General features: G+C 69.9%; 15 protein-coding genes, 1 tRNA gene and 1 pseudogene. 12 read left to right on the forward strand and 5 right to left on the reverse strand.

Translation table 11 applies throughout. The features are described 5' to 3' along the window. Positions 1-32: 32 nt before the first annotated feature. Positions 33-548 carry a ferritin-like domain-containing protein gene (locus tag FHY02_RS15925; protein WP_183923946.1) on the reverse strand — a complete coding sequence of 172 codons (516 nt, stop codon included), beginning with the start codon at positions 546-548 and terminating at the stop codon, positions 33-35. A 152-nt stretch (positions 549-700) separates the two neighbouring features. Between FHY02_RS15925 and nusB the strand changes: the two genes are divergently transcribed. Next, the gene (gene nusB, locus FHY02_RS15930; protein WP_183923948.1) at positions 701-1,156 is read left to right on the forward strand and encodes a transcription antitermination factor NusB; all 456 of its coding nucleotides are present in this window, start codon (positions 701-703) and stop codon (positions 1,154-1,156) included. A gap of 1 nt (position 1,157) precedes the next feature. Next, positions 1,158-1,367: a DUF4169 family protein gene (locus tag FHY02_RS15935; RefSeq protein ID WP_183923950.1), complete on the forward strand. Its 210-nt coding sequence runs from the start codon at positions 1,158-1,160 to the stop codon at positions 1,365-1,367. A 204-nt stretch (positions 1,368-1,571) separates the two neighbouring features. Here FHY02_RS15935 and FHY02_RS15940 read toward each other — a convergent pair whose 3' ends face one another. Then, positions 1,572-2,252, reverse strand: a complete 681-nt coding sequence (locus FHY02_RS15940) for a M24 family metallopeptidase (protein ID WP_183923952.1) — start codon at positions 2,250-2,252, stop codon at positions 1,572-1,574. Between the two features lie 41 nt (positions 2,253-2,293). Next, positions 2,294-2,668, reverse strand: coding sequence for a hypothetical protein (locus FHY02_RS15945; protein WP_183923954.1), 375 nt, complete (start codon positions 2,666-2,668; stop codon positions 2,294-2,296). 96 nt (positions 2,669-2,764) lie between these two features. Between FHY02_RS15945 and thiL the strand changes: the two genes are divergently transcribed. From thiL to FHY02_RS15965, 5 genes and pseudogenes are all read left to right on the forward strand, one after another. Then, positions 2,765-3,643, forward strand: coding sequence for a thiamine-phosphate kinase (gene thiL, locus FHY02_RS15950; RefSeq protein WP_183923957.1), 879 nt, complete (start codon positions 2,765-2,767; stop codon positions 3,641-3,643). A gap of 80 nt (positions 3,644-3,723) precedes the next feature. Beyond that, on the forward strand, positions 3,724-5,907 hold the full coding sequence (locus FHY02_RS15955) for a sodium-translocating pyrophosphatase (RefSeq protein ID WP_183923959.1): 2,184 nt from the start codon (positions 3,724-3,726) through the stop codon (positions 5,905-5,907). A gap of 165 nt (positions 5,908-6,072) precedes the next feature. Beyond that, positions 6,073-6,957: pseudogene (locus FHY02_RS23050) on the forward strand (DNA-methyltransferase); the annotation flags it as partial. A gap of 150 nt (positions 6,958-7,107) precedes the next feature. Next, a complete protein-coding gene (locus FHY02_RS23055; RefSeq protein WP_260172961.1) occupies positions 7,108-7,512 on the forward strand; it encodes a restriction endonuclease in 405 nt (134 codons plus the stop codon). Positions 7,513-7,700: 188 nt separating this feature from the next. Further along, the gene (locus FHY02_RS15965) at positions 7,701-7,979 is read left to right on the forward strand and encodes a hypothetical protein (RefSeq protein WP_183923961.1); all 279 of its coding nucleotides are present in this window, start codon (positions 7,701-7,703) and stop codon (positions 7,977-7,979) included. 2 nt (positions 7,980-7,981) lie between these two features. Here the strand turns inward: FHY02_RS15965 and FHY02_RS15970 are convergent, their stop codons facing one another. Then, on the reverse strand, positions 7,982-8,497 hold the full coding sequence (locus FHY02_RS15970; RefSeq protein ID WP_183923963.1) for a hypothetical protein: 516 nt from the start codon (positions 8,495-8,497) through the stop codon (positions 7,982-7,984). 166 nt (positions 8,498-8,663) lie between these two features. Between FHY02_RS15970 and infA the strand changes: the two genes are divergently transcribed. The 5 genes from infA (at position 8,664) to FHY02_RS15995 (ending at position 10,746) form a co-directional block, all read left to right on the forward strand. Further along, the gene (gene infA, locus FHY02_RS15975) at positions 8,664-8,909 is read left to right on the forward strand and encodes a translation initiation factor IF-1 (protein WP_022685627.1); all 246 of its coding nucleotides are present in this window, start codon (positions 8,664-8,666) and stop codon (positions 8,907-8,909) included. A gap of 44 nt (positions 8,910-8,953) precedes the next feature. Continuing rightward, the gene (locus tag FHY02_RS15980) at positions 8,954-9,544 is read left to right on the forward strand and encodes a nucleoside triphosphate pyrophosphatase (protein ID WP_183923965.1); all 591 of its coding nucleotides are present in this window, start codon (positions 8,954-8,956) and stop codon (positions 9,542-9,544) included. Then, complete coding sequence (locus FHY02_RS15985) at positions 9,537-10,460, forward strand: ribonuclease (protein WP_183923967.1); 924 nt, start codon at positions 9,537-9,539, stop codon at positions 10,458-10,460. The genes FHY02_RS15980 and FHY02_RS15985 overlap by 8 nt, the downstream gene beginning before the upstream one ends. After that, entirely contained in the window at positions 10,460-10,639 is a 180-nt protein-coding gene (locus FHY02_RS15990) for a DNA gyrase inhibitor YacG (RefSeq protein WP_183923969.1), read from the forward strand. The genes FHY02_RS15985 and FHY02_RS15990 overlap by 1 nt, the downstream gene beginning before the upstream one ends. Before the next feature lie 31 nt (positions 10,640-10,670). Next, positions 10,671-10,746: transfer RNA gene (locus tag FHY02_RS15995), tRNA-Phe, on the forward strand. A gap of 1,136 nt (positions 10,747-11,882) precedes the next feature. Here FHY02_RS15995 and FHY02_RS16000 read toward each other — a convergent pair. After that, positions 11,883-13,118: a DUF1996 domain-containing protein gene (locus FHY02_RS16000; RefSeq protein ID WP_183923971.1), complete on the reverse strand. Its 1,236-nt coding sequence runs from the start codon at positions 13,116-13,118 to the stop codon at positions 11,883-11,885. Between the last annotated feature and the right edge of the window lie 429 nt (positions 13,119-13,547).

The following is a 13,547-nucleotide window of genomic DNA, read 5'->3' on the forward strand; positions in this document are numbered from 1 at the left end:
CGAGCCGCCCCTCTCCGAGCGGCCCCTCCGCCTCACGCGGTCGCGAGGTCCGCCTTCGCATTGGCCTTGCTCTCGGCCAGCGAGGTCAGCTTCTCGTCGGTCGACTTCTCCTCGTCGAGCGTCGCCTGGAGCAGGGTGACGACCTGGTCGTGGCCCATCTGCTTGGCCCAGGCGATCAGCGTGCCGTAGCGCGTGATCTCATAATGCTCGACCGCCTGCGCCGAGGCGATCAGCGCGGCGTCGAGCACCGACTTGTCGGCGATGTCGCCGGCGACCTCGTTGGCTTCCTTGATGATGCCGTCGATGGCGGGGCAAGTCACCGCCTTGGCCTTCTCGCCCAGCGCGTCGAACGCCTGCTCCAGCCGCGCGATCTGGCCCTCGGTCTCGCGCAGGTGGGTCTCGAAGCCCTGCTTGAGCTCGGGCGCGGTCGCCTTCTCGATCATCTTGGGCAGCGCCTTGGTGATCTGGTGCTCGGCGTAATAGATGTCCTGCAGCGTGTGCAGGAACAGGTCGTGCAGCGTCGCGATGTCCTTGGTGAACAGGCCCATGGTGATGCTCCTCTGACTATGTGCGAAGGGATGCTGCACGAACGACGGGGAGCCGGGGACGTTGCGCCAGATCAGCACGCGAACAGCCTGATCGAGATCAACGGCGCGGGAGGGGTGACGCGGCGCGCGCACCGGCGTACAGGGCGCCGCTTATGTCCCGCACCGCTGCCCGCACCAAGGCCCGCGCCGCCGCCCGCCTCGCCGCCGTCCAGGCCTTGTACCAGCGCGAGATGGAGGGCACCGCGTTGCCCGCCCTGCTCCACGAGTTCCACCACCACCGACTCGGCGCCGAGATCGAGGAGGCGCAGTACGCGGAGGCCGACGTCGACTTCTTCGACGACCTCGTCACCGGCACGAACGCGCGCCAGGGCGAGATCGACCGGCTGATCGAGGCCAAGCTGAGCACCGGCTGGACGCTGGAGCGGCTCGACAAGCCGATGAAGGCGATCCTGCGCGCCGGCTGCTACGAGCTGCTCGCGCGCGAGGACGTGCCGGTGGGCGCGGCGATCAGCTCCTACGTCGACGTCGCGCACGCTTTCTATCAGAAGCGCGAGGCAGGGTTCGTCAACGGGCTGCTCGACAATATCGCCAAGGACGTGCGCGGCTGAGATGGGCGCGCTGGTCTCGCTGAGCCGCGCGCGCAAGGCGAAGCGACGGGCCGCGGACGCCGCTCAGGCGGCGGCCAACCGCGCCGCCTACGGCCGCACCAAGGCGGAGAAACAGGCCGAGCGGCAGGAGCGCGCGCGGCAAGAGGCGGTGCTCGACGGAGCAGCACGGGAGCAGTTGCCCGACGACGGGAGCGCGACGAGCGAGGCGTGATGGGCTGGGGGGCGTCGTACTTGCCCTGTCCTCTTCCTCATTCCTGCCGTCATTCTGGACTCGTTTCAGGATCCACGGTGCCGCAGGCGCCGCCACCGCTGGATGTGCGGGCCGGTGGATCCCGGACCAAGGCTCTCCTGAGCTTGTCGAAGGGTCCGGGATGACGGCTATGGGAGGAGCGGTCGCGAGCCCCTTCCGCCCCCCTCACCCCAGCGGGATCAGCCGCTCGTAGAAGCCGGCGAACCGCCCCTCGGGCTCGACCAGGTGGATCTCGCAGATCCAGTGACGCTCTTGGCCGTTCGCGTCCGGGTCGCGCAGCCGCGTCGGGTTCTCCGCGCTGATCTGGTGGACCTGCTTGGCGCCGGGCAGCCGCGCGTGCGGGAACTCCGCGACGATATGCCCCGCGATCCGCCCGCCGAAGCGCCACCCCGCCGCCGCGGCCGACTCGCACGCGAAGGCGTAGAGCGCCGCGCCCGTGATGTCGGGCTCGTCGCGGAAGCGCGCGCAGACGGCAGCGAACTGCGCCTCCAGGTCGCGGCACAAGGCGCGCTTCACCGGGTCGTCGCCCAACGCGTAGCTCGTGCCGACATCGGCCTCCCAGGTGCCGAACACCGGGCCGAGATCGAGGAAGACGATGTCGTCGGCGGCGATCTCGCGCACCGGCGGGTTGTCCGCCGCGATCGCCAGCGTGTTGACGCCGGCGCGCACGATCCGCTTGTGCCAGTGTCTCTCGACGCCGAAGTCGCGCTCGGCCAGCGCGTAGATGTCGTGCTCGACCGCCCGCTCGGTGCGCCCGGGCGCGATCAGCCCGCGCGACTCGATCGCCGCGAGCAGGTCGAGCGCGCGTCGCTCCGCCGCCTCCAGTGCCGCCCGCCGCTGCGTCATTCCGCGCCTCCCGCTCCTATCATAGCGGGATCGCGCGCGGGTCACAGCAGGTGGCGCTCCTCCCAGGCGAGCAGCTCGTGGAAGCGGCGCTGCAAGCTCACCACCGCGGCGCGATAGCCGGCGGCATCGTCGCGGATCGCGGCGGGCGGCCAGTGCGCGATATGCGCGCTATAGTCGGTACGCAGGCGGTCGAGCTGGTCGCGATGAGCCGCCGCGGTGCGGGCGAAGCCCGGCTCGGCCGCGGCGCGCGCCGCGACCGCGCGCTGCTCCTCCTGGCTGTGCGTCTGGAAGAGGCGCGAGAACTCGAGCCGCTCGCGCAGCAGCACCCCGCTGGCATGGCCGGTCGAGTCCATCAGCGGGAGGAAACGCGCCATTCGCCGGCGCAGGTCATCATGTTCGGCCGGTACGCCCGACATCGTCAGCTCCTATCGAGCGATCGACATACGGGCGCGGGCGTTAACGAGCGGTTCGCCACACACGACAACCCGCCCCGCCACGGCTATCCCGCGCGCATGACCGAGGCCGATCTTCTCGCGCGCCTGCGCCGCCTGCCGCTCCACCCCGGCGCCCGCGGCCTCACCGACGATACCGCGTCGCTGGGCGGCTACACGCTCACCACCGACACGCTGGTCGAGGGCGTCCACTTCCTCCCCGACGATCCCGCCGCCGACGTGGCCTGGAAGCTGCTCGCGACCAATTACTCCGACCTCGCCGCCAAGGGCGCGCTGGTCGAGGGCGCGCTGCTCAACTACCCGCTGCGCGACGCCGACTGGGACGCCGCCTTCATGGACGGGCTCGAGGCCGCCCTGCGCGCACTCGGCGGCGCGCTGCTCGGCGGCGACACGGTGGCGCTGCCCGCGGGCGCGCCGCGCGTGCTGACGCTCACCGCGATCGGGCGCGACGCCGCCGCCCCGGCGCGGTCGGGCGCGCGCGCGGGCGACTCGCTGTGGGTCACCGGCACGATCGGCGACGCCGGCGCGGGGCTGGCGATCGCGCGCGCGGGCCACAGCGACGCGGCGCTGCTGGCGCGCTACCGCCGCCCGGTGCCGCGGCTGGCCGAGGGGCGCGCGCTCGCACCGCTGGTCGCCGCGATGATGGACGTCTCCGACGGGCTGCTGATCGACGCGGCGCGGATGGCGGCGGCGAGCGGGGTGGCAGTGACGGTCGAGCTCGCCGACGTGCCGCTGGCGGCGGGGGTCACCGACGCGCTCGCCGCGGCGACCGCCGGCGACGATTACGAACTGCTGTTCGCCGCCGCGCCGGGATTCATCCCGCCGGTGCCGGCGACCCGCGTCGGGCGCTTCGATCCCGGCGTGGGGCTTCGGCTGACCCGCGCCGGCGAGCCGCTGCCGATCCCTCGCCGGCTCGGGTATGAGCACGGGTTGCGCTGACGTTCCCGCATGTTAGCCTCCGCCTCCCGCGCGACACCTCCCGGCGACAGACCGGGCGCGCAACAGGAGGGATGTGAGGCATGACGATCGTCTACCTTGCCATCGTCTGCGGCGTCATCGCCGTACTCTATGGCTTCGTCACCAGCCGCCAGGTGCTCGCCGCGTCGCCGGGCAATGAGCGGATGCAGGATATCGCCAGCGCGATCCAGGAGGGGGCCAAGGCCTATCTCGGGCGCCAGTACACCACCATCGCCGTGGTCGGCGCGATCGTCGCGGTCGTGCTCGCGGTCACGCTCGGGCTGCTGTCCACGGTCGGCTTCGTCATTGGCGCCCTGCTCTCGGGCCTGGCCGGGTTCGTCGGCATGACGATCTCGGTGCGCGCCAACGTCCGCACCGCCGAGGCGGCGCGCCACACGCTCCAGCGCGGGCTGACGATGGCGTTCCGCTCGGGCGCGGTGACCGGGATGCTCGTCGCCGGGCTGGGGCTGCTCTCGATCGCCCTGTTCTTCTGGTATCTCACCGGCCCGGCGGGACTGCTGCCCAACGACCGCGCGATCGTCGAGGCGCTCACCGCGCTGGCGTTCGGCGCCTCGCTGATCTCGATCTTTGCGCGGCTGGGCGGGGGCATCTTCACCAAGGCCGCCGACGTCGGCGCCGATCTGGTCGGCAAGGTCGAGGCCGGCATCCCCGAGGACGATCCGCGCAACCCCGCGGTGATCGCGGACAACGTGGGCGACAACGTCGGCGACTGCGCCGGCATGGCGGCCGATCTGTTCGAGACCTATGTCGTTACGCTCGGCGTCACGATGGTGTCGATCGCGCTGCTGATCCAGGCCGACGCGGCCGAGCTGATGCGGCTGATGAGCCTGCCGCTCGCGGTCGGCGGCGTGTGCATCATCACCTCGATCGTCGGCACCTATATGGTGCGGCTCGGCGGCGGCTCGATCATGGGCGCGCTGTACAAGGGCTTCTGGACCTCGGCGCTGCTGTCGATCCCCGCGATCTGGGCGGTGACGCAGTGGACGCTCGGCGACCTTCACCGTGTGATCGGCGGCGCCGGCTTCCTCGACGCCGGCAGCGGCGCGGTGCCCGACGCGGGCGCGACCTCGCAGGCGGCGAGCGGCGTCGCGGGCGTTCCCGCGGCGAGCGCCTTCACCGGCTATGACCTGTTCTTCTCGATGCTGATCGGGCTGGCGGTGACCGGGCTGATCGTGTGGATCACCGAATATTACACCGGCACCAACTATCGCCCGGTCAAGTCGATCGCCAAGGCGAGCGAGACCGGCCACGGCACCAACGTGATCCAGGGCCTCGCGATCAGCCTCGAGGCGACCGCGCTGCCGACGCTCGTGATCGTGGTCGCGGTGGTCGCGGCCTACAAGCTCGCCGGGATCATCGGCATCGCCTTCGCCGCGACCGCGATGCTGGCGCAGGCGGGCATGGTCGTCGCGCTCGACGCCTACGGCCCGGTGACCGACAATGCCGGCGGCATCGCCGAGATGGCGGGGCTGGAGGACGAGGTGCGCGAGCGCACCGACGCGCTCGACGCGGTCGGCAACACCACCAAGGCGGTGACCAAGGGCTATGCGATCGGCTCGGCCGGCCTCGCCGCTTTGGTGCTGTTCGGCGCCTATACCACCGACCTCCAGACCTACTTTCCCGACCTGTCGGTCAACTTCTCGCTCAGCAACCCGTACGTGATCGTCGGGCTGCTGCTCGGCGCGCTGCTGCCCTATCTGTTCGGCGCGTTCGGCATGACCGCGGTGGGGCGCGCCGCGGGCGCGGTGGTCGAGGAGGTGCGCCAGCAGTTCCGCGACAATCCCGGCATCATGCAGGGGACCAGCCGGCCCAACTACGGCCGCACCGTCGACCTCGTCACCCGCGCCGCCATCCGCGAGATGATCGTGCCCTCGCTGCTGCCGGTGCTGTCGCCGATCGCACTCTACTACATCGTCACCGCGGTGGACGGGCAGGCGAGCGGTTTCGCGGCGCTGGGCGCGATGCTGCTCGGCGTGATCGTCTCGGGGCTGTTCGTGGCCCTGTCAATGACCTCGGGCGGCGGCGCCTGGGACAATGCCAAGAAGTTCATCGAGGACGGCAACCACGGCGGCAAGGGCTCCGAGGCGCACAAGGCCGCGGTGACCGGCGACACGGTCGGCGACCCGTACAAGGACACCGCGGGGCCGGCGGTGAACCCGATGATCAAGATCACCAACATCGTCGCCCTGCTGCTGCTCGCCGCGCTGGCGGGCGGTGGCGGCTGAGGCAGGCGAGTCCTCGATCCTCCCCGCCGTGCGGGGAGGATTTTCCCTCGCTAACCTCAGATCGATCCACATCGGACCTTGCTACCCTCGCGCCGTGCCGCGACCGTCCGTTCTGGACCAACCAGCCCGTGACGCCCTCGTACCAACCACGCTGCTCTCGCGCGCATGGGTACGAACCGACCGACGAACCACCTCTACTACGGCGACAATCTCGACGTGCTCCGGCGCGAGATCGCCGACGCCAGCGTCGACCTGATCTACCTCGATCCCCCGTTCAACTCGAACGCCAGCTACAACATCCTCTTCCGCGCGCCCGACGGCGCGGGCACCGCGGCGCAGGTCGAGGCCTTCCACGACAGCTGGCACTGGAACGACGCCGCCGCCGACGCCTTCGACCAGGTCGCGCGCAGCGGCCATGCGGACGCGTTCCAGCTGCTCGACTCGCTGCGCCGCTTCCTCGGCGAGAACGACATGCTCGCCTACCTCGCGATGATGACGATCCGGCTGATCGAGCTGCGCCGCGTGCTCAAGCCCAGCGGCAGCCTCTATCTCCACTGCGACCCGACCGCGGGCCATTACCTCAAGCTGCTGCTCGACGGCGTGTTCGCGCCCCGCGCCTTCCGCCGCGAGATCGTGTGGCGCTCCGGCTGGGTGAGCGGCTTCAAGACGCGCACCGCCAACTGGGTGCGCAACCACGACACGATCTTCTACTACGTCCGCGATCCCGCCGCCGACTGGACCTTCAACAAGCAATATGTCGCGCACGCCGCCGGGTACGAGCGCCGCGGCGGGGGCGCCAACCCGCTCGGCAAGCCGATCGACGACGTGTGGGACGATCCCGCGCTCTACTCGCCCAACATCAAGTCCTTCTCGGTCGAGAAGCTGGGATATCCGACGCAGAAGCCGGTCGCGCTGCTCGAGCGGATCATCGCCGCCTCGTAGCGGCCGGGCGACCTCGTGCTCGACCCGTTCTGCGGCTGCGGCACCGCGGTGCATGCCGCCCAGAAGCTGGCGCGGCGCTGGATCGGGATCGACGTGACCCATCTCGCCATCGCGCTGATCGAGAAACGGCTGCACGCCGCCTTTCCTGACGCCCGCTTCACCGTCGAGGGCACGCCGCGCGACCTCGCCTCGGCCGAGGATCTGGCGCGACGCGACCGCTACCAGTTCCAATGGTGGGTCGTCTTCCTGATCGGCGCGATGCCGCACGGCGGGCGCCGCAAGGGCGCGGACGGCGGGGTCGACGGGCTGCTCTACTGCCGCCCCGACGGGCGCACGGTCGAGCGCGCGTTGGTGTCGGTGAAGAGCGGCGAGCAGGTCGGTGTCGCGATGGTGCGCGAGCTCCACTCGGCGATGGTGCGCGATCGCGCGATCGCGGGCGTGTTCGTCACCCGCGCCGCGCCGACCGAGCCGATGATCCGCGAGGCCGCCGCCGTGGGCCGCTTCGCGAGCAGCGCGACCGGGCGCAGCTACGCGCGGTTGCAGATCCTGACGCTCGCCGAGCTGATGGCGGGCAAGCGCCCCGACCTGCCGCATATCGACCCCAACGCCGCCTTCCGCCAGGCCGTGCGCGAGGATCGCGGCGACCAGGGCTCGCTGCTGTGAAGCCATCCGGCCGGCGCGGCTGAACAGATGTCGATCAGTCACTTAGTGCCATCAAGCCGGGCGGCGCGTGCTAGCGGCTCGGGATGCCGCCCGCTTACTCCTTCGCGATCGACCCCGCCCGCGACCTCTAACGCATCACCATCGCCGGCTTCTTCACCGCACCCGACATCGCCGCGTTCGCGCGAGAGTTGGCAGCGGCACAGCGTGAGCTGCGCTGCGCGCCCAACCAGCACGTCACGCTCGTCGACATCCGCGCGATCGACATTCAGGCGCAGGACAGCGTGGACGCCTTCCAGCGCGTGGTCGGCGACCCCGCCACCGCGTCGCGGCGACTCGCCTTCGTCGTCGGCCTGTCGCTCGCGCGCCGGCAGATCCGCCGCGCCGCCGAGATCCGGGGCGCGGCCTTCTTCGCGACGCCGGCCGAGGCCGAGGCCTGGCTGCTCTCGGACGCGCCGCTGCCCGCCTGATCTCACCGCCGCGCGGCCTCACCCAGCGCGAGCAGCTCGGCGCGCTGCGCCGGCGTCTGTAGCGCGAGCGGCACGAACGGCGGCACCCCGCCGTTGCGCCGGTGGAACAGCAGCAGCGCGCCCTGCTCCACCGCCGCCACCTCGTCCCAGCCGAGCCGCAGCGTGCCGCGCGGCGAGGCCAGCACCAGCCCGCTCTCACGCCATGCCAGCGTGGTGAGCAGCGCGGTGTGGGGCTGGCAGGCGAAGCGGCGGCGGACGCGTCGGACCAGCCGACCTCGTGCCACGAGCGGCGCCACCAGCAGCATCGCCGCGCTCCAGCCCAGCGCGGCGAGCACCAGCGCGACCTCCGCCACATTCCGCTCGCCCCCGCCGAGATCGCCCGTGCCGAGCGCGACCGCAAGCCCCGCCCAGGGCAGCGCGATCAGGGTGACGCGGCGGCACCAGCCGCGCCCCGCCGCGCCCGCGCGCGTCGCCGCCAGCAGGTCCTCGTGACGCAGCGTGAAAGTGGTAGCCCCCATGCTCCACTATAGACGGCCGCGCGCGCCGGCTTGCCGAACCGCCCCGCACTGTCCATATACGGAGCGCGCCGCGCCTCACGGGTCGCCGCGCGATCCACGCGCTCGCCTTTCCTTTCTCCGCCGTCTCGGCTAAGGGCGCGCGCACTCAGCGCGAAAGAGACACCGTTTGGCGAAAGAAGAACTCCTCGAGATGCGCGGGCAGGTGGTGGAGCTGCTGCCCAACGCGATGTTCCGCGTCCGGCTCGAGAACGACCACGAGATCCTCGGCCACACCGCGGGCAAGATGCGCAAGAACCGCATCCGCGTCCTCGTCGGCGACGAGGTGCTGGTCGAGCTGACCCCGTACGACCTCACCAAGGGCCGTATCACCTACCGCTTCATGCCCGGCCGCGGCGGCCCCGGCCCGTCCTGAGCCACGCGCCGGACGAGCTCTCCCATGACGTCGACGGTGAGAGCGTGACGCCGCCCGACGGCGCCGCGCCGCTGGTGCTCGCCTCCTCCTCGCCGCGCCGCCGCGACCTGCTCGCACGGCTCGGCGTGGCGCCAGCGCGGACCGAGTCGCCCGACATCGACGAGACGCCACGCCCGCGCGAGCTGCCGCGCGCCTATGCGCTGCGCCTCGCCCAGGAGAAAGCGCGCGCGGTGACGCGCGAGGCGGGCGAGGCGGTGCTCGCGGGCGACACCACGATCGCGCTCGGCCGCCGTATCCTCCCCCCCGCCACCGACCCGGAGGTGCAGCGCACCTTGCTGCGGCTGCTCGCGGGACGGCGCCACCACGCGCTGTCGGCGGTGTGCGTGATCGCGCCCGACGGCCGCGCGCGCACCCGGCTGGCGGACACGGTCGTCGCGTTCAAGCCGCTGAGCGAGGCGGAGATCGACGCCTATGTCGCGTGCGGCGAGGGGCTCGGCAAGGCGGGCGGCTATGCCATCCAGGGCCGCGCCGAGGCCTTCGTGCGCTTCCTCGCCGGCAGCCACTCGGGGGTGATCGGCCTGCCGCTGTTCGAGACGCGCGCGCTGCTCGCCACCGCGGGCGTCGCCTTTGGCTGAGTGGCTGTACGAGGAGGGGATCGGCGAGGCGCGCGCCGCGCTGGTCGAGGGCGAACGCATCCTCGCGGCGCGTGTCGAACTGCCCGACGGCCTGCGCGTCGGCACCGTCGCGCCGGCGCGGCTGCGCGAGCTTCAGGTCGCGGCGCTGGAGGACGGGCGCGAGCTGCTGCTCGACCGCGCGCCGCCGGGCGTGACGCTCGGCGCGCGGCTGACGGTGGAGGTGACGCGCGAGGCGATCCCCGAACCCGGCCGCGCCAAGCGCGCGCGCGGTCGCGTCACCGACGCGGCGCCGGTCGCGGGCGCGAGCCTCCGCGAGCGGATCGCCGCGACCGGCCTCCCGGTGATCGAGCCGCGCGCGCACGAGGCCGACGTGCTCGAGGCGGCGGGCTGGTCGGAGGTGTTGGAGGAGGCGCGCACCGGCGAGATCGCCTTCGCCGGCGGCGCGCTGCGGATGTCGCCCACCCCGGCGATGACGCTGTTCGACGTCGACGGCGACGACGCGCCCGACGCGCTCGCGCTGCGCGCCGCCACGGCGGTGGCGCTGGCGATACGGCGCCACGGCATCGGCGGCTCGATCGGGATCGACTTTCCCAGCGTCACCGGCAAGGCGGCGCGCCAGGCGGTCGCCGCCGCGCTCGACGCCGCGCTGCCGCCGCCGTTCGAGCGCACCGCGGTCAACGGCTTCGGCTTCCTCCAGGTGGTGCGACCGCGCCCGCGCGCCTCGCTGCCCGAGCGGCTGCGCGAGGATCCCGTCGGGGCCGAGGCGCGCGCCGCGCTGCGCCGGATCGAGCGCGAGCCGCCGAGCGCCTCGCCGCGCCACCGCCTGCCCGAGCCGGTGCGCGCGCGCGTACTGGCCAGCCCCGACTGGCAGGACGCGCTGCTGCGCCGCACCGGGCGACTGCTTATCTTCGAGTGATGACCCAGCGCTGCCCGATCTGTGCCGCCCCGGCGCACCCCGACCATGCCCCCTTCTGCGGCCGCGGCTGCAAGGACCGCGACCTGCTGCGCTGGCTCGGTGAGGGTTATCGCCTGCCCGGCCAGCCGATCGACGAGGAGATGCACGAGGGGCTGGACAAGCCGCGCGACACCGCCTAGGGACCGCGCCTCACCGCTCGGCGAGCGGTGCGCCCAAGTAGCTCAGTTGGTAGAGCATACGACTGAAAATCGTAGTGTCGGTGGTTCGATCCCGCCCTTGGGCACCATTTCCTTCCTAGCGGCCTGCAGTGCCTTGGAAAACTCAGAAATCCGCCATTCCGCTCGACGAACCTGATACAAACACGCGGGTGAAGTCGGCCATGGCAAAGCTACCAGAATGGGTCCGCAAGGAGGCGACTGGCCGCCTCATGTTCCGTCGCGGCTACCCAGAGACAATCCGGCCCTTCCTGGTCAAGCGAGCCAACACGAGCTGAAATTGCCGCTCGGCGCCAAGCACGTCCTCAGGGTCGAAGCGTATCGCGTCTACGATGCCCCCAAGCGGCGCTAAGACTTGGATGTAAAGCAGGCACGAGCGCTTCAAAGCGTCGAGCACGGCGGGATACGAGAAAGGACAGTTCGTCGCCGCCGCTCTTCTTTCGAGGCCCGAACTCCAACGAGACGCCCCCACGCTCAACGACGTCGAAGGCAGACGCAGGGTCAAAATGAAGCGGCGCGCTCAGGATGCTCCTGCACCCGAAGATGTTCGCCGGTCGCCATCCACACTGATCGGGGGAGGATTTTATGATAAGGAAGCTCGGCACCGTCGCGTGCCGGCATCACGAACATCGACAGCTGCGCCTAGGCAAATTGATTGCAACGGCCACCCTTTTCTATACGTAGAAATCCGGAAATCTAACTTATCTCCATTCAATACATGTAGTATTACCCTGCCGTTTGCGATATGCCATTGCACCAGCGCGTCGGACGTAAGTTCTACTACTTTTTAACTCCGCTGAATATTGGACGATGTTGGTGCAGGTTTTCTGCAGGATGCGCATGCCGAACTGGTCGAGGCGAATAGCTCACGCAGACATCAGCAATGTAACAACTACACGCTCTGAATTTAGATGCAGGCGGCTTCGCGGAAGATTGGAAAACTGCAAGTGCGGCAGTTGCAACCGCGTCCGCAGCCTAGAAGCCCCTCTTACAGAGGAGCTCGTGATTGACGCCTTTGTATGCCACTCCTGCATCGTGGAGCCCGAGGCTACGTCCGCTGTTGGGCTGGGCCTAATGTCGCCAACGTCGAACCGAGCGACCTCGAATCAAAGCCCATGCCCTGTCGCCGCGCGCAGCCCCTCCAGCATCACACGTCAGGTGGTCGTCGACGGCGCGGGCGTGAGTTCCCGCGCCGGCTGGAGCGCGCTTACTTGGGCATGTCGACGAGGCGCGGCGTGGCGTACCAGCTGAAATCGTCGCGCATCTTAAGCTGCAGACCGTTGCCGAGGTCGCCACCGGAGCAGTTGAGCAGCTTGTTGATGCAGTTCGCGGTCCACATCGCGAGCACCTTGTCGTCCCAGGCGCCAATCCAGTCAGCGTGGAAGGTCGTGCCGGGGCGCTGCGTCGCCATGCCGGGCATCGAGTCGGAGGCGAGCGTCCAGGTGCTCTTGCCCTCGCTCCACTCACCCGAGGTGTCGAGATCCTCGTCCACCGTGTACCACGCGCCGAGCGTGAAGGTCGGCACGACGTACGGGTGCGTCGCCGGGCACTTGAGGATACCATCCCAGCCGTAGCTCGGGAAAGCCATGTGGCTGCGATGATCACCCGAGTTGAGTTGACGTCCGTTCCAGCAGCTCGGCGCTTGGATCACCGCACCGATGCGATTGCCCACCGGGCAGAATTTCGCCGCGGTGACAAGATCCGGATAATGGCCGGGTGTCGCAGTCGGGCCATCGCAGTTGAAGTAGAAGTTATTATCGCTCTTACCAGTTCCCATGTTGTAACCGAACACGAAGCGTAGACCGCGCGGCATGTCGACGCATGCCTTGCCCTCAATCTGGCAGGCTGGGCTGCTTTCAGGAATGCGCTTGTAGTAGATTGAAACATAGTCTGGACGAACAACCTTGCCCTTGCCGTTGAGCATCGCCGGGACCCAATAGGCCGAACGGTTGAGTTTATTGTTGCACGTGCTGTCACCGCTGAAACGCAGCTTGCCGTAGTCGGAATAAGCGTTGGCGCCGGTGTTGCCGAAAAACTGGTGCGCGTGCGACTTGCCGGGTTGGCCTGGGAAGACGATCGGGTCGTCCTTGAGCACCTGCCCGGGCATGCAGATGAAGCGGAAGGCGCCGACCACGTCCGGCGCACCCGACTGCGGGATAGCGCCCGTCCCCCAGGATGGGACCAGCAGATCCTCCGTCTTGAAGTTGCTGGCATATGACGGCTGCTGCACGACGCCGAACGGCCCGGTCTTGCGGATCGCGTCGACCGGGAGGCCGTCGGCAGCGAGCTTCACCGTCGCGGCGGGCTTGGCCACCGGGGTAGCCGGCGCAGCGACCACCGCGACCAGGCTATTGGCGGCCTGAGCGACGCTGGCGGTGTTCGTCGCCGCATAAGCACTCGACGCGGCGACCACGGCCGCGCCCACGATCCAAAGCTTCTTCATGAAACCCCCGAAGAGATAGACGTTGGACGGAGCCGCTGCGACAATGCGAGAGGGTCGCGCGCCTTCCGACTAAAACCTTCTTACTCCGGCATTCCATTCAGATCGGTTAAACCACAAGGTTTCATGATCTTAACCGATACGTTCGTTCGGGCGGTGTTAACTGTTACTTAATCGCCGCACCGGGCACGCTCGACTTATCGAGCGCGAGCGCCGAGCAACTGCGCCGAGAAGCGCCCCGCCGCGGCGTCCACTGCGAGCATCACGCCGTGTTACTGAACGAGCAACGATCAAGGTTTGCGATGACGCGACGTCTTGAGGCAAGTCCGGTGCTCACGGCGACACAGGCGCGGCTGCGGCCGGACGATAGTAGCGCTGCTGCGACCCTTCGGCCCGCCAGTCCGGGTCGGTGCGGGCACAGCGCGCACGACG

Source organism: Sphingomonas sp. BK069, assembly GCF_014193405.1.
In the GTDB taxonomy this organism is placed as follows: Bacteria; Pseudomonadota; Alphaproteobacteria; order Sphingomonadales; family Sphingomonadaceae; genus Sphingomonas.